This window comes from Arthrobacter sp. TmtSoilC51 (assembly GCF_055388015.1).
In genome coordinates, this window is the sequence record NZ_AP035877.1 from 2,126,434 (window position 1) to 2,152,961 (window position 26,528).

The window sequence follows — 26,528 nt, forward strand, 5'->3', positions numbered from 1 at the left end:
ACATGATATTCACTCCCGGTCGGGACCGTTTCAGTCCCACTGCTCGGCCAAAGAAGTTGAAGGCAGCCCTCCAGGGCCGATCTGGAACGTCGCTCCGACCCAGAACGCGCCGATCGTAGCCGAACGCCTGGATGAAGGCACACCTGACCGCCGACTACTGATAGCCCGCTGGGGTTTGGTGCCGTCCTGGATAAAGGACATCACGATCGGATCCAGGCTTCTCTGCACTAACTGATATGTCCGCGCGTGTTACACGCGTGCTGTACCGAGGGTGGCCTCCGCAACAGGCAGTTTTTGCAAGACTTTCGGGACTACATACGGGACGGCTATGTTTCGCGAGATCCCGAGGTACTGGACGGACGGGCAGTTGTCCCATCCCGGGCGTACCACTTCCAAGCGGCTTAGGGGCGCTGCCGCGCCGTGGGGTGTGAAAATGTGGGCCTGGTTGGCTTTCCGGCTCTGTTTTCCTGCGGGTGACGGGTGCATGATGGCCGTGTCTATCGCGGATGACGCCGGATTTCCTTGGTGCCGAGGTTGAGCTCGCTTCTAAGCGTGGTGTGAAGGACTCCCACGGGAACCGTGGATTGTTGCTTCGAGCACGAGTGCTAGATTCCTGAATTTGCCCTGTCCTTCCCGCGGTAGACAATCCGCTAAATACAAGAGAAGGGGCAGAGCAATGGATATTGTGCATGAGCGCGCCGTCGGCATGGATATTTCGAAGCGCGACGCGAAGGTGTGTGTGCGTGTCCCGGGAAGCCAGCGGGGCCGGTTCACGTCGACGGTCACCACTTGGGGCTCAACCACGAATCAGATCCTGCAGTTACGCTCTTTCCTCGAGGAGCAGCAGGTCACAACGGTGGTGATGGAAGCGACCAGTGACTATTGGAAGCCGTTCTACTATCTGCTGGAATCTTCTCTGCCGGTCATGCTGGTCAATGCCAAGGCTGCCAGGAACATCCCGGGACGCAAGACCGATGTCTCCGACGCGTCGTGGCTGGCCCAGCTCGCCGCCCATGGTTTGTTGAGAGCTTCCTTCGTTCCACCAGAACCGATCCGGGAGCTGCGGGACCTGACCCGGGCCCGGGCGATTGCCGTGCAGGACAGAACGCGGGAGATCCATCGTCTGGAGAAGTTTCTGGAGGGCAGCGGCATCAAGCTCTCCAGCGTCGTGAGCAGCCTCACCGGTGTCTCTTCCCGGGCGATGCTTGAGGCACTCGTTGGCGGTGAACGGGACCCCGAAGTGCTGGCGCAATACGCGCAGAAAAGCATGCGCTCAAAGATCCCTGAGCTGGTCGAAGCGCTCACCGGCAGGTTCGGAGAACACCAAGCGATCATGGGTCCGGGTGCACCTGGACCAAATCGATCACCACACCAACGCCATCACTGCCTACACCGGGCGCATCGAGATGGCCATTGAGCCCTTTCGTACAGCCCGAGAGGCACTAATCACAATCCCTGGGGTCTCCAGTCTGGTCGCCGACGTCATCATCGCCGAGACTGGTGCGGACATGAGCATCTTCCCGACCTCGGCGCATCTGGCGTCATGGGCCGGTGTCTGTCCGGGCTCAAACGAGTCCGCTGGACACATCAAATCCACCAGAACCCGGCCGGGCAACAACTATTTGACGGCCGCAAGACGGCGTCCAACGGCGGTGTAACAGCCCGTGCGGCTGGTTTGAGGCACCACGACGGCACAAGAACACCAGCCCGCCGATCAGCTCCGTTGTGGCCGCTTCTGGTGGGGTTGGCGATAATTGCCCTGGGCATACTGCTTGGCAATGTGGTCTCCGTCGGCCCGAACTGTGGTGGAGCACTTGCTTCGTCGCAAATGTCAGCGGCAGGTGCGGATATTGCAAATGCAATGGCCGGAAACAAGACGAGCTATTCCGATCAGTGCCGTTTCGCCGCCGGTCAACAAGCCGGAATTTATTGGGGCATCATTGGCTTCGGAGCAGCGGTGTTTATTCTGGGCCTGGTCCTCCAAACAGTCTTTGGGCGCCGGCAGCCGGTTGCTCCATCTGAACGCTCTGTTGCTGCCGAGCTGGATCATCTCGCACAACTTCTTGAACGCGGTGTCCTGACGCAGGGGGAATTTGTTGAGCAGGAAGAGAAGCTCCTCAATCGAGACTAGATAATGTGTGCAGCTGTTGCTGGTTGCGTCGTCCAACAACGAAAACACCCCGTGGGCTCTTCAGGAGCGCGCGGGGTGTTTGTTTCTGTTGTGCTATTTGACGTATGTCTTGTTGATGTAGGTCCAGGCTGGCTTGAGTCGTTCGGGGCAGCCATAGGCGATCGCGACGCGGACCAGTTCCGGCTTCGTTGCATCAAACTTCTCCACGAGGTTGACGAAGTTGGGGCTCGTGTCGGTGTTGGCTGGGTCGCACAAGGATTCCTTAGCCACATCAAACACCATCTCGAAATCCGCTGCGGGAACCATGCCGGCTGTTTCGAGATCAGCAACGACGTTGCCGGTCGTCGGGAAAGGCTTGGGGTTCAGGATCTTGTCAGCTTCGGCGACGAAGTACGGATCCTTTGTTTTGGTTGGTGTAGCAGTAGCGGTCGTTGGTGCTGCCGCAGGTGCCGTTACTACTACACAGCCAGTTAGTGTCATAGCCGCCGCGAAAACCAGCATGACACCAAGTAGAGAGACTCTCATTTTTCCCCTTTTATTGGATAGCGATTCGAATCGTATCTTGCAGTGCGGCTGATATTGGCAGGCCACATCGCGTTTCGCGAGAGGGGAACGGTTCGCGGGACGTCTGTGCCAGAGTCCATGAATGGGGCAACAGCTACTCGACCCGGGAATGCGCCCGAGCCTGCCCCGCAGTTGCCCGAGGGCAGCGACGCGGAAGAAGCGGTTGCGGCAGAAGTTGAAGAAGAAGCCCCTGGATCTGAGCCGGAGCTTGACGTAGCTCAGCAGGTGGATGCCGCTGAGAACACCGTCCCGACGGCGTATGGGCCGGTCGAGCGGGCACCCGGGTTCCCGGTCATTTCCCGTAAGAAGACCAGGCTGACCTTCGAGGGGGAGACTTCACATCTGAAGCAGTTCCCGAAGGCATTGATCGAAATGCTGCGGTCGTTGCTTACGCCTTCGTTGGGCCCATCGTTTGCCGCAGACCTCTCGCAAAACAGCACCGTGACGACGTTCGTCATTGCCTCACTCGGCATAGATTTGGAGACCGACGAGAATACGGCTCTTGCAGTAGAGGCCTTTCGGGCGATCGACGTCAGAACCGAGGCGATCGAGCAGCACACCAAAGACCTGCTGGCGCAGCAGGTCAAAGTCGAGGCCGTGCTGAAGAAGGTTTTCGAACGGCTGGGCGGTGTGGCTGAAACGGCAACCGTCCTGGAGATGGGGCAGGCCTATGCGCTGGCCGAACGAGCAGCTGTGTTGAAAACCGACGGCGTTCTGCCCGAGAACATCGACGTCACGCAGAAGCGCGCTGTGGCCGCCCGCGACAACATCCGGGTGCGTACGAAAGCGCTCTCGCGCGAAGAACAGAATTGGGTCGGCAGGCCGATCCGGTAGTTGCGGGGTTGCTTTCCGGACATGGACGGGCTTTAGACAAGGGGATCGTGGTGGAGTCACCGAAAAAGAGTTTGCCGCGGTGTGGGTACACGCCGCCGCCATCGCAATTCGTGGGCAGGGGATTTGCCGCGTGTAACAGCAAAACACTGGTCGCACCTCGGGATGGTGTGCCCAGGTGGTACTGGGATGGTGATGACCGTGTTCATACAGCGCCGCCGAAGCCGACAGCATTGCCGAGATTCGATGAACTGGTCTGGGGACCGGCCGAGCGGAGCGCTAGTGCTACTGGGCTGCCCGGGACAAGACATCCGCAGCTGTCACAGCCGCAATCGCAAGCAAAGACTGCGTTCTTGGTTGGATACACGGTGATGGCTGAAGTTACAGCTTCGGTGCTGCTTATAGCCGCGTGGTGGTCGATATATGCGGCGATCAGGTGAAACCAGCGACATCAGGCTACGTTGCAGTTCCCCAAGAGCTGAGCTTCAGCAAGGGAGGACCCCGTTGTTTCGGGTGGCTTGCCGACCCTTGGTCGTGGCCACCGGTAGGGGACAGTGAAGGGTTGGTTGATCGCCTGGGTGGCAAGTGCGTACGCAGGCAATTTGGTGCGCAGGATATTCTTAAAGTGAAGACAATGCCGCGGTCCGCTGTCGAAGGGCTGGCGTCCGCAAAAATTCTTGACATGCCCCCGTATAGTCCAAGAGTCAACGGACGACGGTACTTTTGTGTGGCGCAGAGCTCAGCGACTGATCCACGTTTTCGAATCAATCGACTGCCGGAGCCACTGACCAGCCAGTATCGCTTGAGTGGTGCTTTGTGCGGCGCCTGAGTCCACGATTTGCAGGTGTAACGGAAGTGAAGCCATAGTGGACTTAGATCAACAAAAGACCTCTGCGGCCGCAGGGGTCTTTTGCTTTAGATGCGTATAACAAACGCTGTTGACGATGTGCGTCGTCGGTTGATTTGGAGCGACTGCTAGCGTAGGTAGTAGGTACTTGCGCTGCTCCGCGTAACCAAAAACTATTGACACGACCCTGCATAATGGGAATATAGGCATCCTGAACGCCAAGCAGTCGCTGTGCTCCTGTGCAAGGCCGGAGCGGCTGTTGAATTGGTAGCGGCCACCCGCGATACTGACTAGATAACCTCCGAACCTCTGCGACCGCAGAGGTTCTTTCGCTTTAAGTACAGAAAGGAGTTGCCAGCCTCTTCACATCATGTCAGCTACAGCAGAATCACTTCTTCCAAGGATCGTCCACAGGACGGTCCTTTTCTTTTTCTCTTTTTCGATCATTCCGGGCGCCCCAGACGCCTTCAGACTCAGGAGGTAAGCATGAAAACACACCAATACGCACACTTCATCGACTGGACCGCATCTACCTACATCAAGGAGTGCAGGCAGGGCGTCAGTCCGTCCCAGGCGACGGTGGCGTGGCTGAGGGCTTACGGAATCACAGCCGGGCGGGTCGATGCTTTCCTCCGGCATATCCGCGAGCACACGACCGCAATGCCCAATGCGTTGGTCCTGGACATCCTGGAACTCGGCAACTCAAAGGTGCGCGAAACGTTGGAAGACGAATACGTCCTCGACGCGCTGCTCAACACGTGGGGCGCGCTGGCTGAAGTGTACGGCAGGGCGGCTACACCGTCAGACCGGGAAATTGCCAGGCTTGAGTTGCTGGCGGAAGCCGGCCACGCGCTGATAATGGCACAAGGCATGGGATTCCCTGGAGCAGGGTCATTGCTCAGGCAGTACTGGCGGGAGAACGAGCTGCTCGACCTTACTCGGATCCAAAGAAGTACCGAAGGGTTCAAGGGTGTCGCCAGGGACGTCGAGTTCATCAAACGCCACCGGAAGATCCTGCGACCGACGAAGAGGGTTGTCAGGCCTGTCTCGAAACAGTCGGTGCCAGGGGCGCCTTCCGAGAAAAAGAACGAGGAGCCAACTTCTGCTGCTCCTCGGAGCGCCGCATCTACGTCTCCGTACGACGCAGATCGGCTGCCTGCTCTGCCGACGAGCGGTCGGCATTGGGTTGACCCTTCTACCGGCTTGGCTTACGGATTGTTTGGGAACTGGCGCGACCGCTGGGATAACACTTTGCCCTGAACGGTTTATCTCGCGTGGGTCAACGCCGGCTGGAGGTCCGGTCCTTCTTCATTAGTCCAAGGGAGTGGTTTCCGGGAAGACTCCGCTTCCTTGGCCAAGGAGTTGGCTTGTCATTTGTTGGTGGAACACAGTGCCGTAGTGGCGTCCACGCACTAACTCAGCAAACCGCTCAGGAGCATTGCCTGCTCCGAGGCATCCGTTTGGAGGGCGTGGGCTTCGTGGAATTTTCCGGCCATCGTGTATGTTGCAGGTCGAAGATCCGACCAAATGAGGGAGAAAACGAACAAAGTGGCAGCTGATTACGACGAGGTCCGGTCCGACGTCAAGGAATCCCAGGAGAGCTCGCTTGATGCCCTGAAGTCAGCCAATGCACCCGATGCCCGCAGTGTTGTCCTGGAGCTCGACCAAGCTGATGGCCTGGACCAGGAAGGCCCCGGTGGCGAGATCATCGCCGAAGAATTGATCGTTCAGGTGATTCCGCCGGCGGCCGACGAGTTCACGTGCTACTCGTGTTTCCTGGTCCGGCACCGGTCCCAGATCGCGCGCGAAAAGGACGGTCACGCGTACTGCGTTGAGTGCGAGGGCTAGACATTCGCTGCTAACGAAGCGGAGATAAACTTCCTCAGCTCATGTTCCAGCCCAAATGCAATTCCAAGCAGTTAGGATGACGGTGTTCAAGCATTTCGCCGGTACGTTCGCTCTCTTGGAGCGGCATAGTTGCAGGAGGATCACGCATGGCAGGTAAGTACGAAATCTATTCAGACAAGTCTCAGGGCTTTCGTTTTCGACTGAAGGCTGGCAATGGCGAGGTCATCGCCACCAGCGAGTCCTATTCAAGCAAAGCCGCTGCTCAAAAGGGCATCGACTCAGTCAAGGCGAATGCACAATCCGTTGTCGTGGATCTCACTGACAAGTAGCGCTCGAAGCTGAACCATCAATTCTGATTACCCCGGGGCCTTGCAGGCTTTGGGGTAATTTTTTGTGGCAGGTCGCAGTCGTGCCCAGTTACGCGATCGAGGCTATTCCACCTTCTAGTCCGGCTCGCATTGAACGCAGCAAACCAGGCTTGAGGGCGACCGCTTGGTCGTCGTATGAGGCTTCAGCGGTCTATCCAGGGGGAATACTGTCCTTGCCATCGCTCTGCAGATGGCGGATTGTCATCTGCGAAATGGGGCCGATCAACTGTTTGGTGTCCTCGAAGCTCATTATGATGAGCAAGGAAATGTGGAGCGGGCACAGACTCGAAGCTAATAGACGAACCACCTTGCGGGTTCTGGTCGGAGATGGGTGGGACATGGGGGAAACTTCGAAGATCAACGTAGTTTTTGCTGCGGCGTTGGCTCTTGGGCTTGTTGGATGTGGGAGCGGCAGTTCCACCTCAGAACTGTCGCCAGGGTCGAGCATGTCCTCGTCGGCAAACGGCGTGCCTGACGTCACCGGTAAATCCTTGGCAGAGGCGTCAGTTACGTTGAGCAGCGCGGGCTATTCCAACTACGTCTACATGATCGACGGGGTCTTCGAACCCAACGCCGTAGGCTCGGACGATCTGCCCAGGTATCTGGTCGAGTCGTCAAAGCCGGCGCATGGGTTTGATTTGCCGAAGGATGCAATCATCAGTTTGTACCTCATTCCAAACCCCGGCAATCCCCCAAATCCCAAGCCGTCGCCATCGCCAACACCTATCCCTGTTCCTCCACCTGTGACGCCGCTTGTTCCGGCCACGTCACCGACGCCAGTGCCGACTGTGGTACATACTCCACCCAAGCCGAAGCAATCGCTCGTTCAATACATTGTCGAGGCGGACGGGCCGATCGGTCTCATTACTTACACCAACTTCGTAGGCAACAAAATGGGCCAGGAGCAGGCGTCAGACGAAGTCTGGGGGCCCGTTGAAAAGTCCTACGAGTTCGCTTCTTCGGACTTTGAATCGCGTTACGGCCTTTGGTCTCTGGGGGTCAGTGCCCAAGCTGGTGCGGGAACGGGTTCGGTGACCTGCCGCATTCTGCTCGATGGCCGTGAGGTCTCGAAGCAAACGTCCACGGGGCAGTATTCAGTAGTCCTGTGCAATGCGGGCGGCTGATCCAAATAGATCGGTTAGTGTGGTCTGCTGCGGCTTGAGCTTAGTCAGCTTACTGACGTCGAGTAGAGGGCGATGTCGTGTCCGTTTCTGAATCAGCACCAGGCATGACATATGCTCTGCCAAGTTGCTTGCACACTTCACAGGGGGATACGTGAACAAACTGCGTTTCATAATGGCCGCAGCAGGCCTAATGACGGCAGTCATCGGAATTGCCCTTGGCTATTTTCTTCCTGTCGGGCTGTACTGCACAGGGGCTTTCGGACTTCAAAAGGCCTCCAAGGATGCCCCTGACGGCATGACTGCTGTCGCCGCCCTCACGACGTGCCATACAAACGCGGACCGCTATGCACCAATCTGGTGGGCTGTTGTAGTGGCGGGCGTCTTCCTGCTCGTTGCCGGCCTCGTCTGGATAGCTGTCGCTGGCCTGCGCAGGTTGTCGAAGACGACGCGGACGGGCGAAACGGTCAAAACCATCCACATCCAGTCGGCGCATACTCAAGATGACACTGGCCGAACGCCCGTCTGGCCACTTCTGATGGGGCTCGCGATCATTGTCCTTGGCATGATCCTCGGGTTCACCATTCCGGTAGGTCCCAACTGTGACGGTGCGTTCACCTCCCAAACTTCCGCGGCGGCATATGACATTGCCCGCGCCATGAACGGAACTCGCACATACTATTCAGACCAGTGCCAGTTCGCAGCAGGCCAGCAATCGGGAATCTACTGGGGCATCATGGGTTTTGGCGCCGCTGTTGTCGTTCTCGGGTTGGTGTTGCGGACAGTGCTCGGTCGCGGGAACCTCGCTTCGGCCCAGCCGCCAGCTGTCGCCGACGAGCTTGAGCGTTTGGCGGGTTTGCTGGACCGCGGCGTCCTCACGCAGGAGGAGTTCGTGCTACAGAAGGAGCGGCTCCTTAACCGCCGGGTTTAGAGGCCGCGTTTCTCCAGCGTTCCGTGACTTCAAAAAGCACGTCGACGAGTTCAACGTCGGCGACTGGGCGCGATCGACGGGTCGTCGCCGGAAGCAAACGTCAGCAACGTCAATGCCATGCATCTGCCGGGTCTCCTCAGTGGCAGCAGCTGTCAAAGAGTCCTCGCTGCCGGTCGCGGTACGGATGGCCTCATGCTGTCATTCCGCAGCAGATAGGATTGCCCTGCCTATGACTCCAAGTGGAACTCGACCCGGTACTTCATGAACCGGATGTTTTGTGCAACGGAGAGCGCACGACGGATCTTCATGTCGTCCTCTTGCGCGATGATGATACCCTCCACCGTTTGGCCGGGCTCGAGCAAGACCTCCTGGGCGAAGCCCATGTACCGCTGGATTTGGCCCACCACGACGTCGCTTGCGCGTCCCCGTTTGAGTTCGATGACGAGCAACCGGGTTCGGTCTTTGCTGACGGCTAGAATGTCCATCGGACCGGTGTCCGTTGGGAACTGCTGGCCCTTGACCTGGCCGTCCTCCTCGTAAATGTCGTACTCCCGGCCCAGAGACGTGCTGCGCCAGTTATGGACCAGGAAGTCTTCCAGCTGCTTCTCCATCTGGAATGCGAGCTGGTCCTGAACATCCGCGGTGATAGCTTGAACAATTGGCTGGACCGGATCCGCGAGCTGGGTAAGCGTGGCTACTTCGTCGACGTGGGCTGCCAGCTGGAAGACGGTCATCATGGATCCAGCCGAGGAAGCCAACGCTGGACTCATTTCATCACGGCTGAAAGAGCCCTTCCAGTCGACGCGGCGGCGGTGGGGCAGGGCTGTCCCTGGGTGATATTCGTAGCCTGATGTGACAGCTCCGTACTGATACGTCCGGTCAGGTTTTGGTGCAAGAACGATGTCACCTTCATGGATGCCTTCGCAGGCGGCCCACAAGTTGCCCATTGAGAGGCCGGCGGCAATCCGCGACTTCCCCGGATACATCGTCAGGAAAACCGGAATGAGGGCACTGCGGAACGCATCGGCTCCTTTGCCAAGATGCGGACGGATATCGAAATCGCCGATGAAGTCAACACCCAGGTATCCTTCCTCGATCATCTCAAGGGCATTTATCCCGCCGGTGCCCTGTCTCACCACATAAGTCGTAGTCATTTTTCTCTCACTTAAGGCGACCCGTTTGAGGCCGACGATATGTTCCTGAGCTGAACTTATACCAAGGCGGCCTGCACCATCGAGCCGAAGAACAGGATTCAAGCGTTCTGAAGGAGCGGTATCAGTTGCTTTGGTCGATTTCGACTTGAAAGGCATAGGGCCACTGTCGCCGCACCGCAGTTTCGTCCGTTGCACAGCACAGCAGATTCCCCCCACTGCTCCAGCAGCCCAAGGTGATGTGATGGAGCAACTGACGAAACTAGGGGAATTGAAGGCTGCAGGTATCATCACTGAAGCAGAATTTGAAAGCAAGAAGACGGAGCTTTTGGGAGGGCTGTAGAGCTAGCGCTGAACCGTCCCGGGTAAGGGCTGACTGGATGCCCGGCAGCTTGTCCTCGACGGCAGTGCCCTGCACGGACATCGTCCCGGAGTTACGGGACAGGCCGGGGCAGAACTTTTACGGCCATCTTGAAGATGTCCCGGACCAAATGGTCGTGATCAATCCCAACCAGCCTCCCGAATGGCTCCAATAATGACCAACGCCAAATCACTGCGGCGGCCGGGCAATTGTCTGCCACAATCGAGGACATGAGTTCGTTGCAGCCGCCCATGGGAAGACGCTTTGAGGCCGACCGGTGCGCGAACTGCTTCGAGCCCCTGCCAGACGAATACACCCACCGTCCATGGCTCTTCTGTTCAGTACTGTGCCAAGAACTGGCCGGCACCATCCGTTACTGGCGGACAACGACACGGAACGGCAAATTCCATTTCGACCCCACCGTCCGCTATGCGATCGACATACGGATCGCTCAGTTTCTTGGCGGCGGCTACAACGTGAAGGCACGTCGCATCCGGCCGTCTGTCCGTGCCCTGGTGAAGAGCCGGGACAAGGTCTGCGTGAAGTGCGGAGCCCCCGGTGACGAGATCGACCACATTGAGGGTGACTCAAGCGATCCGGGTAACCTCCAGTTACTCTGCAAGTCCTGTCACCGTGCGAAGACGGCTGAACACATGGTGCCAGCCACTCCGGACCAGCGAGCCCTCGTCTTCTCCCTCCAAGCCCAGAGGGTCTTACCGGATGAACCTGAACAGTTCTGTGATGACGAGATCGGGTGGGCGGCCGCCGAGCGCAAACTTCGAGCAGCACGAATATCCCGGCTCCGGCCAGCGCTGAGGAAGGAACCAGCATCGATTGAGATGCTGAGTATTCCGGTCCCCAAGATGACGGATCCAGCCCGAGTGCCCAAAACGTAGGACGAGTGCCGTGCCTATGCGGCGTGGATGCCAATTGCTTGGCAGATTTCCGGGATCGGCGTTTCGGGGGCTGCCTTGGTCCCTCATATGTCTCGGCTTCGGCGTCGACGTGGTTGGGCTGGCCGTCTGGGCCTTGACGGTCAGGATCACTTTCACTCCTGTATGCTAGGCCGCCATATCCGTGAAGGCTTGTTCCAGCACCGCATGCAGTATCGAGGCATCGCCGCTGCCGCGCAGGTCCACTGGCCGTGATCCCTGCAGGTCGGGGGAGGGGACCATCATCCATAGTGCGAAGTAGTTGTGCAGGATCCGCAACTCCATCGCGCGTTTGAAGAGTCTCACCACCAACGGTTCCAGGGTCAGGTCAGGGCGGAACTGGAAACCAGGGCAGTAGATGCAGTCGTCGACGAATACCCGGAAGAGCTGACGCATCACCGGTTCGGGATCCTCATGCATGATGGAGTACCGTTCGCGGACCTGTTCCAGGCTGGGTAGCGTGAACTCATTCCTGATCCGCTCCCAGAGTTGGTCCGGGATGGGCTGGCGGTAAATGTCACCTCGCACTAGCTGATGGACTCCAGCTGCCACACGGTAGCCAAGGGCTCACGGCGCAGGGTGAACGTTTGTAGCTCTGCATGGGCTCCAGACGGTCGGGCCTGGACCTGCCAGTACTCAACGCTGACGACGTCCCCGGTACCGACGGCTACGCGGTGCCGGGTTTCCCACCAGGCGTCCCTGGCGAACCAGTGTGCTGTATGCACCTCCGGATCGACCATCCAGATCCGGCCTTCGTACCTGATCGCCAACGGCGTTCCGTCGGGGCTGAACCGGACAGCGACTTCGTGGCCGGTCGTGGGTGTTTCAGGGGCAATGGTCATGGTGGTTTCCTTTCTGTTCGTGAGCCGCCGGTCAGGCGGCTCTGACGAGGGGGAGCTCATCCCAGTGCGTGGTGTATCTGGGGGAGAGCATGTCGCGTTTCATGGTCCAGTCCGGTCCGCCTTTAATCCCGGCATGGCCCAGACCGATAGAGCCGCGGCCGTATCGTTTGCTGACTTCTTCCAGGAGCATGCCAATGCCGCGTTCTTCGTGGGGGTTCTCGAACAGTTCCAGGGGTTTCTGGTTCCCGGAAGGCCGCAGGTCGGTGACCATGATGCCTGCCCTCACGTATTTGATGCCCTCGTGCACCTGGGGGAGCAGTGCGTGGGCTGCCCTGGTCAGCAAGACAGGATCCGCAGTGGGCATCGGCAGCGCCAGGCACACCGACGGGAAGGACTTCTCGTTGGGGTTGAAGTGTGACGTCGCGGCGAATGCCGTGAGCACTTTGGCCTGCAGATCATGTTTGGCCAGGCGGGCACTGGCCATCTGCGCGTAGACGCTCATCACCTGCCGCAGACCGGAAGCTGTGGTGATGGGCGTTGAGAACGAGCGCGAGAAGATCAACTGGTCCCGGCCGATGCGCTCTTCCTCCATCGGGATGCACGGTGTTCCCTGCAACTCCAGCACAGTACGCATCATGACGATCGAGAACTTGTCCCGGATCGCCACAGGATTCGCCCGGCTGAGGTCCAGGATCGAGAAGATTCCCATCGCGTTGAGGCGTTTAGTCAGCCGTGTAGCCACGCCCCAGATCTCAATCACCGACAGTTTCGCCATGAGCGTCTCGCGCTGATCCAGGGGCACAGACTCCCAACGGCAGACGCCATTGAAAGCCGGGTTGTTCTTGGCCCATTTATTGCACAACTTCGCAAGGGTCTTGGTGGGCGCGATGCCCACACATACGGGCACGCCGACGTGGCGGCGACAGGCTGTTTTCATTGCCCGGCCCAGCTGCAGCAGCTCATCAGGCTCGCCCTTGACGCCCAGGAATGCCTCATCGATCGAGTACACTTCCAGCCACGCGGAGTACCTGCCCAGCAGCTCTACTGGTAGCGACGTGTACTCGAAAGTTCACTATTCAACTGTGAATGTCGGCAAGTCGGGTGTCTCCCGAGGCATTGGCCAAGGCCGATTTCGTACTCCGCGGGATACGTCGTCGGTAGGAGTCCATGCCGGTTTCAATCAGATCCAGGGGTAGCATAAGTGCATAGATGTGCACATATGCACTTAAGGAGTTGGGCTGGTGTTGGCAGTCTTGGGGAACGTGACGTACCGGCGGCTGTTCGCCGCGCAGGTTGTGGCGCTGATCGGCACCGGCCTGCTCACAGTCGCGCTGGGACTGCTGGCCTATGACCGGGCCGGCAGCAACGCCGGGGCGGTGATGGGCACGGCGCTGACGATCAAGATGCTGGCCTATGTGGGCATCGCCCCGGTGATCAATGCCCTGGTGGCGCGGTTGCCGAAGAAGCCGGTGCTGATCGGCGCGGACCTGGTCAGGGCCGCCATGGCCCTGTGCCTGCCGTTCATCACGGAGGCCTGGCAAATCTATGTGGTGATCTTCCTGCTGCAGTCCGCCTCCGCGACCTTCACCCCGGCGTTCCAGTCCCTCATCCCCACGGTGCTCAAGGCTGAGCGCGACTACACCCACGCCCTGTCGTTGTCCCGCCTGGCCTATGACATGGAAGCCCTTGTCAGCCCCGCTGCCGCGGCACTGCTGCTGAGCGTGGTCAGCTACAACAACCTGTTTCTGGGCACCGTCGGGGGATTCCTGTTCTCCGCCGGCATGGTCGCCATCACCGCCCTGCCCAAAGCCCCTACGGACACAGGAACGGCAGGATCTCTCTGGCACCGGACCACCCTGGGTGCCCGGATCTTCTGGAAGAACCGTAGGCTGCGGTCCTTGCTGGCCCTGAACTTGGTGGTCGCCGCGCCAACGGCCCTTGTGCTGGTTAACTCCGTGGTCTATGTCCGGGAGGTCCTCCGTCGGCCCGAGACGGACCTGGCCCTGGCATTGGCCTGCTTCGGGGTCGGATCGATGATCGTCGCCATCTCGGCCCCGCGGGTGCTGGAGCGTTTCGGGGACCGGGCCGTGATGCTCACCGGCGCCACAGCGATCCCAATCGCCCTGGCGGGATCCACGGCGGTGACGTTTCTGGCCGCACCGGGTGCGGGGTGGTCGTGGCTGCTGGGGCTGTGGTTCCTGCTCGGGGCGGGCAACTCCACGATCCTCACCCCGTCCTCGCGGCTGCTGCGGGACGCCTCCACGGAGCAGACCAGGCCGTATGTGTTCACCGCCCAGTTCTCGCTCTCGCATGCCTGCTACATCATCAGCTACCCGCTTGCAGGCTGGCTCGGCGCTGCTGCCGGCCTGGGGTGGACTGCGCTGGCGCTGACAATTCTTGCGATACTAGGCAGTGCAGGAGCCTTCCTGTCCTGGCCGAGGCCCACTGCCGTGGGAGCCGCGGAATCCGTCACCAAGGAGCAGAGTGTTGAGCAGCCAGCCGAGCAGACCGTTCAGCGACGCGCCTGATCAACCCTCGCTGTTCCACCCGGTCACACCCGGGCCGGAGCTGCTTGAGAGCGCTGCCGGAACGCTGCGGATGCTGGCCGAACCGACCCGTCTGCACCTGCTCTGGCAGCTCGCTCAGGGCCCGAAGACCGTCACCGAGCTCGTGGACGCAGCGCTTGCCCCGCGGACAGTGGTCAGCCAGCACCTGGCCAAACTGAGGCTCAGTGGACTCGTGGACACCCGCAAGGACGGCCGGCACGTCATCTATTCCCTCCACGACGGCCACCTGGCCCGGGTCATCCAGGAAACCATCAACCACGCCGACCATCAGGTCACCGGCGAACCCACCCACGACTGACCCTGACATTGGTGAACCGGACGTCGTCAAGATCTCTGCCGACGTCGCCTGGCCCGGCAGAGCCTTCCGCCATCCACTCCGGCTTCTCAAGAGCCGGTCCATCAGAACCAGGGAACCAGCGGCGCTGCCATGATTGATCCGTGACTATCGCGAAAACCGTGCTGTTGTTCATTCTGGCCGCTGCGGCGGAAATCGGAGGAGCCTGGCTCGTCTGGCAGGCCGTCCGTGAGGGCAAGAGCTGGTGGTGGGCCGGACTGGGCGTCATCGCACTGGGAATATACGGTTTCGCGGCGACTTTGCAGCCCGAGGCACATTTCGGGCGCATCCTCGCCGCGTACGGCGGCGTGTTCGTCGCAGGATCCCTTGTCTGGGGCATGGTTTTCGACGGCTTCCGACCCGACCGGTGGGACATCGCCGGATCCGTGATCTGCATCCTTGGCGTGGCCGTCATCATGTTCGCCCCACGCAACGCCGGCTAGGCGACCACAGGGTTCAGCCTATACAGCCACGACCCAGATCGCTTCCGAAGCCGAGGCGCCCAGATCGATGTCCTGGTCTCGCCCCAGTAGCCGGATGGTGGTCAGATCCGCATACGGCCGGTGTTCCTGCACGGACAGCTGGGTGTCCGGGGTGAGGCCCAGCTCGGTGAAGTAGCGCAGCATGTCGGGGTCGGCGTCGGAGATGCGGGTGACCGCGACGGTGCTGCCGGCCGTCGCGGAGGAGAGCTGTGTTGCGTCCGGAAGGTGCGGGCGTCCCTCGGGGGAGGGTATCGGGTCTCCGTGCGGATCACGGGTGGGACGGCCCAACCGGCGGTCGATGCGTTCAATCAACGTGTCCGAGACCGCGTGTTCGAGGATTTCGGCTTCGTCGTGGACCTCGTCCCAGCCGTAGCCGAGGACCTGGACGAGGAACGTCTCCAGCAGGCGGTGCCTGCGGACCATCGCCACGGCGTGTTCGCGCCCCTCCTCGGTCAGTTCGATGCTGCCGTAGGGTGCGTGCGTGACGAGGCCCTGCGTGGCCAGTTTCTTGATGCCGTCCGATGCTGTGGACGGCCGGATGCCGAGGCGTTCGGCCATGACGCTGACGGTGATCGGGGCGGCGGACCATTCAGTGGCGGACCAGATCAGCTTCAGATAGTCCTGGGCTGAGGTGGACAAGTCAGTTACGAGCATGACCCCCATGTTACGTTGCCAACCCTTCGAATGTTAGGCTTAACGAACATTTTTGTTTTCAACGGTGAAACCTAGGAGTCGGTGTGCCGAAATTCAGCTTGGAGAAGCTCCTCAGCAGGCGGTCGATGCTCTCCGGAGCCGCGGCCCTGGCCGCCATCCCGGCCTTGCAGGCTTCCGGGGGCCACGACCAGCACTCCGGCTCCGGCTCCACAGGCGGTTCCGCGCCGGCGTCGGACACCAGTGCCGCGGGAGCGGGCACCAAGCCCGCCGGCAGCGCCCATGGCACCAGCCCCACCGCGATGACCAACCATGCCGGCCACGCGGGCTTCGCGGGCGGTTCGGTGCCGCCGGAGCGGGCCGGCATCGACCCCACCGCGATCCTGCGGGACTTCGACCGCGGCAAGACCAGCACCCTGCCGGACGGGCGGACACTGCGTGAGTGGGACATCGTGGCCGTGGACAAGGACTTCGAAATCGCCCCCGGCGTGACGTTCCCGGGCTGGAGCTACAACGGCAGGATCCCCGGTCCCACGCTATGGGCGCGGGAGGGAGACGTGCTGCGGATCAATTTCGCCAACGCCGGTTCGCACCCGCACACCATGCACTTCCATGGCGTCCACCGGGCGGAAATGGACGGCACGCCGGGGATCGGCGCCGGCTCGATCGCCCCAGGCCAATCATTTACCTACGAATTCGATGCCACCCCGTTCGGCACGCACCTGTACCACTGCCACCAGTCGCCGCTGGCGCCGCATATCGCCAAGGGCCTCTATGGCGGCTTCATCATAGAGCCAAAGGAGGGCCGGCCTCCGGCGGATGACGAGATGGTGATGGTGATGAACGGCTACAACACGGACGGCGGGGACGACAATGAGTTCTACTCGGTCAACGGCCTCCCGTTCCATTTCATGGACTTCCCCGTGAAGGTGAAGCAGAACGCGCTGGTGCGGATCCACCTGATCAACGTGCTCGAGTACGATCCCATCAATTCCTTCCACGTGCACGGCAATTTCTTCCACTACTACCCGACCGGGACCATGCTCACGCCCAGCGAGTTCACGGACACCGTTTCGCAGGTGCAGGGCCAGCGGGGGATCGTGGAGATGCGATTCCCCTATCCTGGCAAATTTATGTTCCACGCCCACAAGACCGAGTTCGCGGAGCTGGGCTGGATGGGCTTCTTCGAGGTGGAGGCGGAATGAGTATTGAAGAAAAGACCGTGACGACGCCGGCAGTCACCCAGCCCGGCGAACCTCGCCCTTCCCTGCCTGGCTGGCTGCTGGGCTTCGGCCCACTGATCCTGATCGCCCTGCTGATGGCGGCATTCGCCGTGTTCAACGGCCCGGGCATGGCGAAACTGTCCGAAGGCATCCCACCCAAGGAGGAGGTCGCCGTCGAAGACGTTCGCCTCCTGCCTGGCCAGATCCAAATCACGGCGCGAAACGAGGGGCCGGACCCGGTCTCGATCGCCCAGGTGAACGTCTCGGACTACTACGCGGACTTCACCCAGACGCGGGAGACCATGGCCCCCCTTGAGGCGACAACGCTGACCATCAGCTACCACTGGGTGGAGGGCGACCCTTACGACATCGCGTTGGTCACCTCCGTTGGAGGCAAGATCCCAGCCGCCATTGATGCCGCGGCACTGAGCCCCGAACGCGGAACGTCCTTCTTTGGGCTGATGGCGTTGCTCGGCATCTACGTTGGCGTGATCCCGGTTGCCCTGGGCATGTTGTGGATGCCGTTCATCCGCCGCTCCTCGGCGTCGTGGATCCGGCTGCTGCTTGGCGTCACGGTAGGGCTGCTGGCCTTCCTCGCCATTGACGCCACGTTTGAAGGTATGGAACTCGTGGCAGGAAGCGGTGCGTTTGGCGGGCCTTTGGTTGTGTTCCTTGGCGCGCTCGTTGCCTTCCTGGTGCTCGAAGGCTCGGATGCGTGGATGCGGCGGCACCAGGATTTGGGAGCCTCCGGACGGCCCGGGGCTTTGCCCCCCAAGCGCTTGGCCTTGCTCATCGCGATCGGCATCGGGCTGCACAACCTGGGCGAGGGACTCGCGATCGGGTCCGCGTACGCCGTGGGATCGTTGGCTCTCGGGGCGACATTGATCGTCGGCTTCGCGATCCACAACACCACCGAGGGGCTGGCCATCGTCACGCCGCTGGCCAAGGCGCCGCCGAGTCTGGTCCGGCTGGCAGTGCTGGGCCTGATCGCCGGGGCTCCCGCCATCGCCGGCGCGCTGATCGGCGCCACGGTCTACCAGCCCGCCCTGTCTGCCTTCCTGCTGGGCGTCGGCGCAGGTGCAGTGGCCCAGGTAGCCATCAAGCTCCTCCCCATGATGAAGGACCATGCCGGAAGGACCTTCACGCCGCTTGCCAGCGCCGGCATCGTCCTGGGGCTGGGCGTGATGTACGCGACGGGCCTGCTCGTCCAGGCCTGACCAGGCATGCGTGAGAGCAGCTCGCCATTAGTACACAATTGCGTGAATTCACGCATCGATGTAATTTGGTTGTATGGAGACCCTCACGCACGCCCCGGTCCTGGCGCGGTTCGGCTACGCCGTCTCGGACCCCACCAGGGCTCGGATCCTGCTGGCCCTCGCCGCGGAACCCGGCTACCCCTCGGACCTTGCCGACTCCCTCGGGGTGTCGCGGCAAAGCATGTCCAACCACCTGACGTGCCTTCGCGGCTGCGGCCTGGTGGTGGCCGTTCCGGATGGGCGGCGGACCCGCTACGAGCTGGCCGACGCCCGGCTGGGCCATGCGATCACGGACCTGCTCGGCGTCGTGCTCGCCGTGGATCCCGCCTGCTGCGCCCCTGATGGCGAGTGCCTGGTATGACCGCACTGCAGGTTGTGCCCAACCTGGCCCGCCGCGCCGTCCTCAGCCGCCGCATCCGGATCTTCGCCGCCGCCACCATCACCTACAACGTCATCGAGGCCATCGTGGCGCTCTGGGCCGGCGGCGTCGCGGATTCCGCCGCGCTGATCGGCTTCGGACTGGACTCCGTGATCGAGGTGGCCTCCGCTGTGGCGCTCTCCTGGCAGTTTTCCGCCAAGGACCCCGAGCGGCGCGAACACCTGACGCTACGGATCATCGCCGTTTCCTTCTTCGCCCTGGCGGCGTTCGTCGCCGTCGACGCCGTCCGGTCACTGACGGGCGGCGGCGAGGCACTGCACTCCACGCCCGGCATCGTGATCGCGGCACTGAGCCTGGCCATCATGCCCGTCCTGTCCTGGGCCCAGCGCCGCGCCGGCCGCGAACTCGGCTCCCGGACCGCCGTCGCCGACTCCAAGCAGACCCTGCTCTGCACCTACCTCTCCGCCGTGCTGCTCGCTGGTCTGGTCCTGAACAGCACGCTGGGCTGGTGGTGGGCCGACGCCGGCGCCGCCCTGGTCATTGCCGTCATCGCCGTCCGCGAGGGCATCAACGCCTGGCGCGGCGATGTCTGCTGCACTTTCCCGCACACCGAGGCAGCCCTCGCCGGAGAAAGCGATGACTGTTGCACGGCCGCGGATGCGGACGCGGGAAACTCCGGTGCCTCGGAGCATCCGGCCGCAGCTGACCCCGCAGCGGAGAAGGTCATGGTGAATGCGGACGCAGCCGATTCCGGCTGCTGCGACGAGTGCGGATCCGAACCCCGTCCCCAATCCGTGGTCTTTGGACTCGGGAAGGTTCAGCTATGACGAACTACGAAGTGCGCATCATTGCGGACTGCCCCAACAGTGCTCCGGCCCTTGAGCTCTACCGCAGCGTCGTGGCCGAGGAGGGCCGGGACGTCGAGGTGAATGTCCGCGAGGTGAGCTCCGAGGACGAGGCCCGGGAGCTGGGCTTCCACGGCTCGCCATCATTCATCGCGGGAGGACGGGACGTGTTTCCCTCAAAGGCTGAGCCCGCGGTGACATGCCGCGTGTACCTGACTGAACACGGGATGGCGGGACTGCCGTCCCGTGACTCTTTGCGCGCCGCCGTGCGCAGTTCCGGTTCCGGAGCATGAGCGGACACGACCATGCGGACGCCGGAACGACCCGGCGCGGCAAACTCATCACCGTTTTTGCCATCACCTTCACGGTGATGGTGGCCGAAATCATCGGCTCATTCCTGACCGGAAGCCTGGCGTTGCTGGCCGACGCCGGACACATGTTCACCGATTCGGCGGGGCTGCTGATAGCCCTGATCGCGGCGTCCCTGGCCCTGAAACCCGCCACGCTCACGCGCACGTGGGGCTACAAGCGGGCCGAAATCATCGCTGCGGCGGGGCAGGCCGCCCTGCTGCTTGCGGTCGGTGGCTTCGTCATTGTCGAAGGCATCCGACGGCTCTTCGAACCCCCGGACGTCGGGGAATCGGCGATGCTGTGGTTCGGCATCATCGGCCTGGCCGGCAACGCCGTCAGCCTGGTGGTCCTGTCCTCTGGCAGGAACCAAAACTTCAACATGAAGGCCGCATTCCTGGAGGTCCTCAACGATGCCCTGGGTTCGGTGGCTGTCATCATCGCGGCCATCATCATCGCCGTGACCGGGTGGCTGCAAGCCGATGCCGTCGTGTCCTTGCTCATCGGCGTCCTGATCATCCCGCGCACCCTGAAGCTGCTGCGCGACACCGTGAACGTCCTCACGGAGGCCACTCCCAAGGGTCTGGACCTGGCCAAGGTGCGTGAGCACATCCTGGCGCTGCCGCACGTCATCGACGTCCACGACCTGCACGCCTCCCTCGTGGCTTCCGGAACCCCGGTGCTGTCAGCCCACGTCACGGTCGAAGACGGCTGCATGACCGATGGCCACGCCGCGGGCATCCTAGGGGATCTCCAAAGCTGTGTGGCCGAACACTTCGACGTCAGCGTCGAACACTCCACTTTTCAAATAGAACCCGCCGCCCACCGCGACCAGGAAAGCATCCACCACTGATGACCCAGACAGTCAAGACCCCGCCCCCGCCGATGGACACCGCCAAGAAGGTACGCGTCTTCACCTGGGTCCTTCTTGCCCTCCTCGTCGGCATCGGGGCGATCTGGTATGCCGTGTTCACCGCTAGCAAGCCCGCTCCGGACGCACCGACGCCGGCAGCACAGGCCCAGGTGGTCCGGGAAGACAGCCATCGTGTCACCTCACCGGCGACCGAGAAGGCCCAGCTGGTCGAGTTCCTGGACTTTGAATGCGAAGCATGCCGGGCCGCGCAGCCGCTGGTCGAGGAACTGAAGAAGGAATTCGGGGACCGCATCACCTTCGTCAACCGCTACTTCCCGCTCCCGGGGCACCGGAACTCGGCCACGTCGGCCCTGGCCGTCGAGGCCGCGGCCCAGCAGGGCAAATACGAGCAGATGTACGCCAAGATGTTCGAGACCCAGCCGCAATGGGGCGAGAAACAGGATTCCCAGGCGCCTTTGTTCAGGACCTTCGCCCAGGAACTGGGACTGGACCTGGCCGCCTATGACGCCGCCGTGGCCGATGACAAGACCAAGGAACGGATCAAGAAGGACGTTGCGGACGGAACCGCCCTGGGTGTGAAGGGCACCCCGACGTTCTTCCTCGACGGGGAAATGCTCACCCTCAACAGCGAAGAACAGTTCCGCCAACTGCTCACCGACGCTACCAAGTAAGCAACCACTCCACACCCGCCCAGTCAGCGGGCGCAACAGCCATGCATGACCCAGGACAGGAAGGAACACTGCATGACGGCCCGTGCGCAGGCCCCGTTCCGGATTCCGCGAGCCCTGGTTGTTGCAGCAAGCACCCTTCTCCTGGCGACGACGGCGCACCTGTTCGCCGGCGGCCAGCTTCCTGCGGCCCCGGTCACGGCCGCCCTCTGGGCCGTCGTCGTATTGACCGCCGTCATGCTGGCCGGCAGAAAAATGACCTTCCCTGTTCTTGCCGTCTACCTGGCGGCTGGACAGTTCACCCTGCACCTGGCCTTCTCCGCCCTTGCCGGAACCAGCAGTCCGCTCTCGGGCACGGCCCATCATGGGCACGGGCTGCAAGCAGCGCTTCCCCTTCCCTCGGGCACGGCGGTGCCGCACGAGCATCTCTCCGCGGACACCAGCCCCGTGATGCTCGGGCTGCACCTTGCCGCGACCCTGGCCACGGCCTTGCTTATGGCACGCGGCGAAGCGGCCCTCTGGGCCTTGGCCCGCTGGCTTCGGCCCCTCTTTGCCCCCTTGGAAGCGGCCACCCTCGGGGCCAAAGTCCAGCTGCCGGTGACCGGTGATGACACGAGGATGCTCCGGACATGGAGTTTCGATCGGCCGCCTGTGCGAGGACCTCCAGAGGATGCTGTCCGCCCGCCGGGCACGCCCTGACCTTACGGTCCTCGGCCTGCCATGGCAGGCCGAAACCCGTTCATCCCATCGCAGAGAAGAATTGCAGAACCCACAATGGACACTCGTAACAAACGACGAACCCGCATCCGCCTGGCCCTCGCCGCAGCCGTCCTCATCTCGGCCTTCACTGCCGGGCCCGCGCTGGCCCACGACGCCATAACATCCACCGCACCGGGCAAAGACGCCACCGTCACAACAGCACCCGACACGGTGTCCCTGACCCTGTCTGAGCCACCCCTGGATGCCTCCAAGCTGAATCTGAGCACCATCATGGTCACCGACCCCAGCGGAAAAACCCTCAGCGACGGGAAGGTCACCGTCGACGGACCGACCATCTCCACCACCATCGCAAAAGGCGCCAACGGCCCACACAAAGTCCTCTGGCGCACAGTTTCCTCGGACGGCCACCCCATCGAAGGCTCCTACTCCTTCACCGTCCAGAACCCCGCACAGGCCGCCTCGGGGACAGCATCCGTGACGCCATCTCAAGCAACGAGCACGACAGCCCCGGCGTCCGCGGCGCAAATCACGCCCAACGACGACAATGCCCCGCTCACCGTAGGCATCGCGGCGGCCATCGTCGCCACCGTCGGCGGGCTCATCCTTCTCGCCAGGAAGCGGCAGGCCACCAAGCTGGAATCCTAGAAGACAGCATCGTGCCGCCGCCCCGAATCCTGGGACAGTCGGTGGCACGATGCTGCACCGGGACCACGACACCCCCACAAACGAATTGGACAAACCCACTGCTCTTGTTCGTGTAGTAGCTGACTGAAGGTCACCGCGCGTCTGTGCAGCCGCCCGGGCAGCACGACGATCTCAGCGGAGGGCGGGGTAGGAAGCCCAGTCGCCGCCGGCGAGACGCCACCACGCGGTTGCTGAGGTTGTTGATATTCCCAGGAGATCCGACAGAACCCTAGGGTGCATCTGCTGGGCGAGCTCAAGGAGCGCCGTGGCTCGGGCGCTGCCGGCCTGCATCCCGTGACGGCTGAGCCTGCCTCTGAGCGCGCCGGCCGTGAGGGGCGCACCAGGGTTCCTGCCGACGAAAAGCCATCTGTCCGAACGATGACGGCTCTGCTTGAGAAGGTCCGTGATGGCCTCTCCGAGCGCACCGGGTAGCTCAATGGGGTCCTTGCCGATGGTCAGGGTCACCCGTCCCGGCCCGGCATTTACTTGGGTGCGTTCGAGTTCCACTATCCTGGTCAGGTGCATGCCGTAGAGCAGCACGAGGAGGGCCCCAACCCGATCGACGGGTGGTATCTGTTTGTCCTGCAGGAACCTTCGTGCCATTTGCCAGCGGTGGTCGGACGCGAATCCGTGCCCTGCGAGCTGGTTCTTGCGGTGCTCAACGCGGAGGCGACTCATCCGGTTCTGACGAAGCCACCGCGTGAAGGGCGCCAGCGCGTCCCGTTGGCCCGGTGAGCCTGTGAGGAAGGCATCGAGTTCCCGTTGCGGAAAGGTCGTCAGCGAGTAGTCGCGGGCGCGGATGGATTGAAGGAGCTCGGCGCAGTACCTCAGGGTGGCGCGCTGTTTCTGATATCGGGCCTTGGCGCTGGCCCGCGGGGTGCTGCGAGCTGTGGAGTTGAGTCCCCACGCACTGTATTGGCGTAGGAGGAGCCGGTCCTCTGGCTCGCTGAGAGACGCGAGCCAGCTGCGAAGCCAATGTTCGAAGCGTGAATGTTGGACGTCCAGGTCAGGGAGCATGCCGGACAGTACGAGCAGTGAGAGCAAGAATGAGACTGACTGGGCTGAGCCTGCGCGTTCGATGATTGCGTCCGGGTCCAGCGGCAGCGTGCCGTTGGCGAGTTCGCGGAGTGTGGCTGCGCCGCTGCTCTTGTCTGCCCAGCGGCTCAGTGATTCTGCTCTTGGATGGTGGGAGCTGAGGTAGTCGGCCACGGGTCGCAGGGTGTCCCGGACCTCGCCCGTCTCGTCGGAGAGAAGCCGACGGACGATGATGGGTCGGCGGCACTGAGCGCAGAGGTGATGTTTGCGTGATTCCTCGACCGAACCGCAGCCGGGGCAGGCCAGTGTGACCGGGGCACCTGCGCATTCGGCACAGACCAGTTCGTCATGCCAGAGGTTCGTCAGCATCCGCCGCTGACCGCACCCGGGGCATTGGCGTGGGTTCCGCATGGCGTAGTAACAGCGGGCACAAACCTGTTGTCCTTCGAGGTGGGTTGCCACCCGACCGGGCCGGTGGCACAACGAGCATGCTTTCACCGGCGCGGTGTAGCACTCGAGGCACACCAACGCCGGTCGACGAACAACGATGGTCGCTAGCTCGCCGCAACGTGAGCAGGTATCGAATGACCTCGGGTCGGCCCGCCAGCACGCCCTGCAGAATCGCTCCCCATCGATGTTGCGCTGTACTGGCTGGACGAGACCGCACCTTGCGCAGGCCGTGGAGTTGTGATTGCGGGCGCAGCGTGAGCAGTGCCGCCCTCCACCGGGTGCCTTGTGGGGCAGCCGCAGGTGCCGGCCGCACCCTTCGCAGGCTGGAAGGACGATGCCGCGGGCGCCGGCCGTGACGAGCGCATGGCACAGGTCTTGAACGGTGATTGGGACGTTCCGATGCTCGCCTTGCAGGACCCCTGGCTGCTTGATCAGCGCAAGCTGGAGGAGGCGCTGTGTTCGCTCCACGGGAGCGACCTCCATGACGACTTTCTCGATGTCTGTCGCTAAGAGTTCCGGAGCCGCGTCGTGGATGAGTGAGACGATCTCCAGCACCTGCTGTGCAGAGCCCTGATCGGCCACCTCAAACCTGTCCAGGTCCAGGACGCCGAATCGTGGCGCGGACTGGACGGAGATCACCGATGGAACCCCGTGTCTGCTCACCGACAGTAATGCGCTCAGTCGACACCTCGCTGCGCTTCACCGATACGAGGTCATCCAGGGAACATTCCAGAGCGTCGCAGAGGGCAGTGAGCACGTCCAACCGCACGCGTTGCGGCGTCTGGGCAGCCAGCCGGTACACCTGCTCCCGGGATAGATCGATTCCTCGCTCGGCCAGAAGCGGTCCGAGCTTCGAAGTCTGGAAGATTCCCCGGGAAGCCATCACCGACCGGAGATTCCAGGTTGTCTCCAGTTCAATCATCACGACCATCTCCTTCTACAAGATTCTTTAATGCCTTCTTGAGTACCCGGTTCTTGAAATCAGAACTCACCGACGCGTAGATCGACGTTGATGAGGCCTGCATGTGACCGACCTGCTCCTGCACAAAGCGCTCGGCGTAACCGAACTCGAGCAGGTGAGTGACGTAGGAGTGCCGAAGACTGTGTAGGGTGAGGGCCTTCGGCAAGCCGGCCTCGTCCCGTAACGCCGCGAAACGGCGGTCGAGGAAGCCAGCTGACACGCGCGTGCGTCGCTCAGTGACCCAGATCGCTTCAAGGCCGCTGGGTGCGAATCTCTGCCGTGCGTCGTCGACCCACTGCCGCATTCCTGGCACCCACCAGTCGAACTCGGGAACCAGCAGGACCGTTCGTCTCCGGGGAGCACCGCCTCCAGCGGCCTTCGCCCACCGGACATGAACCGCCCCGAACCGTCCCCATGCCGGCACCGCGGAACTGTGATGAAGGTCAGCGAGATCGAGCTTCACCGCTTCCGTGCGACGGAGACCGAAGGCATACACCGTCTTCAAGAGCTGGGCGTCACGCAGCGCCCCGAGAGCACCTTTCCGGCCTGAGGCCGCCAGTGTGTCAACCCGCGCATCAGCCGTGTCGAACAGCGCCTGGAGCTCTTCGTAGGTGAGCGGGCGCCGAGCCGCCCGGCCTTCGAACTCGAAGCGATGCGCGACCGTGTTCCAGGGCAGGCACACCTGTGACGGCACCTCTCCGAACTGTGCCTCGCAGATTTCCATCCAGTCGTAGTGCGGGCTGGTGATGTACTCGCAGAAGACGCGAATCGCGCCGTGGTAGTGCCGAATCGTAGACAGGGCCCTGTCGTCACCGCCGATCTGAGCGGTGAACTCATCAACATCGCTGACCCTCCACTGCCACGGAGGCTTGTCGGAGAACTCGCGGAACCGGGCGATGATCGCGCATCGTGATCGGATCGTCGCCACGTTCAGGCCGCGGCTTAGCTGCTGGTTCCGCCAGCCATCGATCATCGCCTCGAAAACCGTCTGCTCGGGGTTCATCATCGCGACGTTCGACGCAGACGAGAGCAGTTTCAGGGCGCGTGCGGGGCTGTCATGTTGTTGCATTACATACAACAAAGTACGGACAGATGCATCATCTGGTCAAATCCCGTCGCGTGGG

General features: G+C 62.0%; 29 protein-coding genes and 3 pseudogenes. 23 read left to right on the forward strand and 9 right to left on the reverse strand.

Annotated elements, in window-relative coordinates; translation table 11 throughout:
• Window positions 1-7: 7 nt before the first annotated feature.
• The 3 genes and pseudogenes from ACZ5G6_RS09710 to ACZ5G6_RS09720 all read left to right on the forward strand — a co-directional run.
• Window positions 8-223, forward strand: a pseudogene (locus ACZ5G6_RS09710) (SOS response-associated peptidase family protein); the annotation flags it as partial.
• 453 nt (window positions 224-676) lie between these two features.
• Window positions 677-1,634, forward strand: a pseudogene (locus ACZ5G6_RS09715) (IS110 family RNA-guided transposase); the annotation flags it as partial.
• Between the two features lie 146 nt (window positions 1,635-1,780).
• Window positions 1,781-2,131, forward strand: a complete 351-nt coding sequence (locus tag ACZ5G6_RS09720) for a hypothetical protein (RefSeq protein ID WP_498691038.1) — start codon at window positions 1,781-1,783, stop codon at window positions 2,129-2,131.
• Between the two features lie 93 nt (window positions 2,132-2,224).
• Here the strand turns inward: ACZ5G6_RS09720 and ACZ5G6_RS09725 are convergent, their stop codons facing one another.
• Window positions 2,225-2,656: a hypothetical protein gene (locus ACZ5G6_RS09725; RefSeq protein ID WP_498691041.1), complete on the reverse strand. Its 432-nt coding sequence runs from the start codon at window positions 2,654-2,656 to the stop codon at window positions 2,225-2,227.
• Between the two features lie 117 nt (window positions 2,657-2,773).
• On the opposite strand from ACZ5G6_RS09725, the gene ACZ5G6_RS09730 reads away from it, so the two are divergent.
• The 6 genes from ACZ5G6_RS09730 (at window position 2,774) to ACZ5G6_RS09755 (ending at window position 8,641) form a co-directional block, all read left to right on the forward strand.
• On the forward strand, window positions 2,774-3,529 hold the full coding sequence (locus ACZ5G6_RS09730) for a hypothetical protein (protein ID WP_498691042.1): 756 nt from the start codon (window positions 2,774-2,776) through the stop codon (window positions 3,527-3,529).
• 1,330 nt (window positions 3,530-4,859) lie between these two features.
• The gene (locus ACZ5G6_RS09735; RefSeq protein WP_498691044.1) at window positions 4,860-5,633 is read left to right on the forward strand and encodes a hypothetical protein; all 774 of its coding nucleotides are present in this window, start codon (window positions 4,860-4,862) and stop codon (window positions 5,631-5,633) included.
• Between the two features lie 288 nt (window positions 5,634-5,921).
• On the forward strand, window positions 5,922-6,221 hold the full coding sequence (locus ACZ5G6_RS09740) for a DUF4193 domain-containing protein (RefSeq protein ID WP_498691821.1): 300 nt from the start codon (window positions 5,922-5,924) through the stop codon (window positions 6,219-6,221).
• Between the two features lie 146 nt (window positions 6,222-6,367).
• Window positions 6,368-6,550, forward strand: a complete 183-nt coding sequence (locus tag ACZ5G6_RS09745; protein ID WP_477521655.1) for a YegP family protein — start codon at window positions 6,368-6,370, stop codon at window positions 6,548-6,550.
• Window positions 6,551-7,035: 485 nt separating this feature from the next.
• A complete protein-coding gene (locus tag ACZ5G6_RS09750; RefSeq protein ID WP_498691048.1) occupies window positions 7,036-7,713 on the forward strand; it encodes a hypothetical protein in 678 nt (225 codons plus the stop codon).
• 190 nt (window positions 7,714-7,903) lie between these two features.
• Window positions 7,904-8,641, forward strand: coding sequence for an SHOCT domain-containing protein (locus ACZ5G6_RS09755; protein WP_498691049.1), 738 nt, complete (start codon window positions 7,904-7,906; stop codon window positions 8,639-8,641).
• Window positions 8,642-8,868: 227 nt separating this feature from the next.
• On the opposite strand, the gene ACZ5G6_RS09760 is transcribed toward ACZ5G6_RS09755, so the two are convergent.
• Window positions 8,869-9,795, reverse strand: coding sequence for an endonuclease NucS domain-containing protein (locus ACZ5G6_RS09760; protein ID WP_498691051.1), 927 nt, complete (start codon window positions 9,793-9,795; stop codon window positions 8,869-8,871).
• Between the two features lie 130 nt (window positions 9,796-9,925).
• Between ACZ5G6_RS09760 and ACZ5G6_RS09765 the strand changes: the two genes are divergently transcribed.
• Both ACZ5G6_RS09765 and ACZ5G6_RS09770 read left to right on the forward strand, forming a co-directional pair.
• A complete protein-coding gene (locus tag ACZ5G6_RS09765; RefSeq protein ID WP_498691053.1) occupies window positions 9,926-10,135 on the forward strand; it encodes an SHOCT domain-containing protein in 210 nt (69 codons plus the stop codon).
• A gap of 248 nt (window positions 10,136-10,383) precedes the next feature.
• Window positions 10,384-11,049: an HNH endonuclease gene (locus ACZ5G6_RS09770; protein ID WP_498691055.1), complete on the forward strand. Its 666-nt coding sequence runs from the start codon at window positions 10,384-10,386 to the stop codon at window positions 11,047-11,049.
• A gap of 165 nt (window positions 11,050-11,214) precedes the next feature.
• On the opposite strand, the gene ACZ5G6_RS09775 is transcribed toward ACZ5G6_RS09770, so the two are convergent.
• The 3 genes and pseudogenes from ACZ5G6_RS09775 to ACZ5G6_RS09785 form a co-directional block, all read right to left on the reverse strand.
• Window positions 11,215-11,613 (reverse strand): hypothetical protein, encoded by a 399-nt coding sequence (locus ACZ5G6_RS09775; RefSeq protein ID WP_498691057.1) that lies wholly within the window; start codon window positions 11,611-11,613, stop codon window positions 11,215-11,217.
• Entirely contained in the window at window positions 11,613-11,927 is a 315-nt protein-coding gene (locus ACZ5G6_RS09780; RefSeq protein ID WP_498691060.1) for a hypothetical protein, read from the reverse strand. Before ACZ5G6_RS09780 ends, ACZ5G6_RS09775 begins: the two co-directional genes overlap by 1 nt.
• A 31-nt stretch (window positions 11,928-11,958) precedes the next feature.
• Window positions 11,959-12,975 (reverse strand): annotated as a pseudogene (locus ACZ5G6_RS09785) (DUF4113 domain-containing protein); the annotation flags it as partial.
• A 193-nt stretch (window positions 12,976-13,168) separates the two neighbouring features.
• Here ACZ5G6_RS09785 and ACZ5G6_RS09790 point away from each other — a divergent pair.
• The 3 genes from ACZ5G6_RS09790 (at window position 13,169) to ACZ5G6_RS09800 (ending at window position 15,271) form a co-directional block, all read left to right on the forward strand.
• A complete protein-coding gene (locus ACZ5G6_RS09790; RefSeq protein ID WP_498691062.1) occupies window positions 13,169-14,455 on the forward strand; it encodes an MFS transporter in 1,287 nt (428 codons plus the stop codon).
• Entirely contained in the window at window positions 14,415-14,792 is a 378-nt protein-coding gene (locus ACZ5G6_RS09795; protein ID WP_498691064.1) for an ArsR/SmtB family transcription factor, read from the forward strand. The genes ACZ5G6_RS09790 and ACZ5G6_RS09795 overlap by 41 nt, the downstream gene beginning before the upstream one ends.
• A gap of 140 nt (window positions 14,793-14,932) precedes the next feature.
• Entirely contained in the window at window positions 14,933-15,271 is a 339-nt protein-coding gene (locus ACZ5G6_RS09800; protein WP_498691068.1) for a YnfA family protein, read from the forward strand.
• Window positions 15,272-15,289: 18 nt separating this feature from the next.
• Here ACZ5G6_RS09800 and ACZ5G6_RS09805 read toward each other — a convergent pair whose 3' ends face one another.
• The gene (locus ACZ5G6_RS09805; protein WP_498691071.1) at window positions 15,290-15,964 is read right to left on the reverse strand and encodes a metal-dependent transcriptional regulator; all 675 of its coding nucleotides are present in this window, start codon (window positions 15,962-15,964) and stop codon (window positions 15,290-15,292) included.
• A gap of 83 nt (window positions 15,965-16,047) precedes the next feature.
• Here ACZ5G6_RS09805 and ACZ5G6_RS09810 point away from each other — a divergent pair, with 83 nt between their 5' ends.
• The 9 genes from ACZ5G6_RS09810 to ACZ5G6_RS09850 all read left to right on the forward strand — a co-directional run bounded on the left by ACZ5G6_RS09810 (window position 16,048) and on the right by ACZ5G6_RS09850 (window position 22,919).
• Window positions 16,048-17,166, forward strand: coding sequence for a multicopper oxidase domain-containing protein (locus ACZ5G6_RS09810; RefSeq protein ID WP_498691073.1), 1,119 nt, complete (start codon window positions 16,048-16,050; stop codon window positions 17,164-17,166).
• Entirely contained in the window at window positions 17,163-18,401 is a 1,239-nt protein-coding gene (locus tag ACZ5G6_RS09815; RefSeq protein ID WP_498691077.1) for a ZIP family metal transporter, read from the forward strand. The genes ACZ5G6_RS09810 and ACZ5G6_RS09815 overlap by 4 nt, the downstream gene beginning before the upstream one ends.
• A gap of 73 nt (window positions 18,402-18,474) precedes the next feature.
• Window positions 18,475-18,801: an ArsR/SmtB family transcription factor gene (locus ACZ5G6_RS09820; RefSeq protein ID WP_498691079.1), complete on the forward strand. Its 327-nt coding sequence runs from the start codon at window positions 18,475-18,477 to the stop codon at window positions 18,799-18,801.
• Entirely contained in the window at window positions 18,798-19,646 is an 849-nt protein-coding gene (locus ACZ5G6_RS09825) for a cation diffusion facilitator family transporter (RefSeq protein WP_498691082.1), read from the forward strand. Before ACZ5G6_RS09820 ends, ACZ5G6_RS09825 begins: the two co-directional genes overlap by 4 nt.
• The gene (locus ACZ5G6_RS09830) at window positions 19,643-19,957 is read left to right on the forward strand and encodes a hypothetical protein (protein WP_498691084.1); all 315 of its coding nucleotides are present in this window, start codon (window positions 19,643-19,645) and stop codon (window positions 19,955-19,957) included. The genes ACZ5G6_RS09825 and ACZ5G6_RS09830 overlap by 4 nt, the downstream gene beginning before the upstream one ends.
• Window positions 19,954-20,865, forward strand: a complete 912-nt coding sequence (locus ACZ5G6_RS09835) for a cation diffusion facilitator family transporter (protein ID WP_498691086.1) — start codon at window positions 19,954-19,956, stop codon at window positions 20,863-20,865. Before ACZ5G6_RS09830 ends, ACZ5G6_RS09835 begins: the two co-directional genes overlap by 4 nt.
• Window positions 20,865-21,557, forward strand: coding sequence for a DsbA family protein (locus ACZ5G6_RS09840; protein WP_498691088.1), 693 nt, complete (start codon window positions 20,865-20,867; stop codon window positions 21,555-21,557). Before ACZ5G6_RS09835 ends, ACZ5G6_RS09840 begins: the two co-directional genes overlap by 1 nt.
• 72 nt (window positions 21,558-21,629) lie before the next feature.
• Window positions 21,630-22,253: a hypothetical protein gene (locus ACZ5G6_RS09845; protein ID WP_498691090.1), complete on the forward strand. Its 624-nt coding sequence runs from the start codon at window positions 21,630-21,632 to the stop codon at window positions 22,251-22,253.
• A 75-nt stretch (window positions 22,254-22,328) separates the two neighbouring features.
• Window positions 22,329-22,919: a copper resistance CopC family protein gene (locus tag ACZ5G6_RS09850; RefSeq protein WP_498691092.1), complete on the forward strand. Its 591-nt coding sequence runs from the start codon at window positions 22,329-22,331 to the stop codon at window positions 22,917-22,919.
• A gap of 171 nt (window positions 22,920-23,090) precedes the next feature.
• Here ACZ5G6_RS09850 and ACZ5G6_RS09855 read toward each other — a convergent pair whose 3' ends face one another.
• The 3 genes from ACZ5G6_RS09855 to ACZ5G6_RS09865 are packed head-to-tail and all read right to left on the reverse strand — an operon-like array spanning window position 23,091 to window position 26,410.
• On the reverse strand, window positions 23,091-25,082 hold the full coding sequence (locus ACZ5G6_RS09855) for a hypothetical protein (RefSeq protein WP_498691093.1): 1,992 nt from the start codon (window positions 25,080-25,082) through the stop codon (window positions 23,091-23,093).
• Complete coding sequence (locus tag ACZ5G6_RS09860; protein ID WP_498691823.1) at window positions 25,027-25,365, reverse strand: helix-turn-helix domain-containing protein; 339 nt, start codon at window positions 25,363-25,365, stop codon at window positions 25,027-25,029. The genes ACZ5G6_RS09855 and ACZ5G6_RS09860 overlap by 56 nt, the downstream gene beginning before the upstream one ends.
• Window positions 25,358-26,410, reverse strand: coding sequence for a tyrosine-type recombinase/integrase (locus ACZ5G6_RS09865; RefSeq protein ID WP_498691824.1), 1,053 nt, complete (start codon window positions 26,408-26,410; stop codon window positions 25,358-25,360). Before ACZ5G6_RS09865 ends, ACZ5G6_RS09860 begins: the two co-directional genes overlap by 8 nt.
• Between the last annotated feature and the right edge of the window lie 118 nt (window positions 26,411-26,528).

Bases quoted from the DNA above. Each gene is read 5' to 3' on its own strand.
- ACZ5G6_RS09850 (WP_498691092.1), top strand. From the start codon at position 22,329: ATGGACACTCGTAACAAACGACGAACCCGCATCCGCCTGGCCCTCGCC.
- ACZ5G6_RS09780 (WP_498691060.1), bottom strand. From the start codon at position 11,927: ATGACCATTGCCCCTGAAACACCCACGACCGGCCACGAAGTCGCTGTC.
- ACZ5G6_RS09865 (WP_498691824.1), bottom strand. From the start codon at position 26,410: ATGATGAACCCCGAGCAGACGGTTTTCGAGGCGATGATCGATGGCTGG.
- ACZ5G6_RS09725 (WP_498691041.1), bottom strand. From the start codon at position 2,656: ATGAGAGTCTCTCTACTTGGTGTCATGCTGGTTTTCGCGGCGGCTATG.
- ACZ5G6_RS09830 (WP_498691084.1), top strand. From the start codon at position 19,643: ATGACGAACTACGAAGTGCGCATCATTGCGGACTGCCCCAACAGTGCT.
- ACZ5G6_RS09745 (WP_477521655.1), top strand. From the start codon at position 6,368: ATGGCAGGTAAGTACGAAATCTATTCAGACAAGTCTCAGGGCTTTCGT.
- ACZ5G6_RS09860 (WP_498691823.1), bottom strand. From the start codon at position 25,365: ATGATTGAACTGGAGACAACCTGGAATCTCCGGTCGGTGATGGCTTCC.
- ACZ5G6_RS09825 (WP_498691082.1), top strand. From the start codon at position 18,798: ATGACCGCACTGCAGGTTGTGCCCAACCTGGCCCGCCGCGCCGTCCTC.
- ACZ5G6_RS09815 (WP_498691077.1), top strand. From the start codon at position 17,163: ATGAGTATTGAAGAAAAGACCGTGACGACGCCGGCAGTCACCCAGCCC.
- ACZ5G6_RS09835 (WP_498691086.1), top strand. From the start codon at position 19,954: ATGAGCGGACACGACCATGCGGACGCCGGAACGACCCGGCGCGGCAAA.
- ACZ5G6_RS09760 (WP_498691051.1), bottom strand. From the start codon at position 9,795: ATGACTACGACTTATGTGGTGAGACAGGGCACCGGCGGGATAAATGCC.
- ACZ5G6_RS09730 (WP_498691042.1), top strand. From the start codon at position 2,774: ATGAATGGGGCAACAGCTACTCGACCCGGGAATGCGCCCGAGCCTGCC.
- ACZ5G6_RS09770 (WP_498691055.1), top strand. From the start codon at position 10,384: ATGAGTTCGTTGCAGCCGCCCATGGGAAGACGCTTTGAGGCCGACCGG.
- ACZ5G6_RS09750 (WP_498691048.1), top strand. From the start codon at position 7,036: ATGTCCTCGTCGGCAAACGGCGTGCCTGACGTCACCGGTAAATCCTTG.
- ACZ5G6_RS09845 (WP_498691090.1), top strand. From the start codon at position 21,630: ATGACGGCCCGTGCGCAGGCCCCGTTCCGGATTCCGCGAGCCCTGGTT.
- ACZ5G6_RS09755 (WP_498691049.1), top strand. From the start codon at position 7,904: ATGACGGCAGTCATCGGAATTGCCCTTGGCTATTTTCTTCCTGTCGGG.
- ACZ5G6_RS09805 (WP_498691071.1), bottom strand. From the start codon at position 15,964: ATGCTCGTAACTGACTTGTCCACCTCAGCCCAGGACTATCTGAAGCTG.
- ACZ5G6_RS09840 (WP_498691088.1), top strand. From the start codon at position 20,865: ATGACCCAGACAGTCAAGACCCCGCCCCCGCCGATGGACACCGCCAAG.
- ACZ5G6_RS09820 (WP_498691079.1), top strand. From the start codon at position 18,475: ATGGAGACCCTCACGCACGCCCCGGTCCTGGCGCGGTTCGGCTACGCC.
- ACZ5G6_RS09735 (WP_498691044.1), top strand. From the start codon at position 4,860: ATGAAAACACACCAATACGCACACTTCATCGACTGGACCGCATCTACC.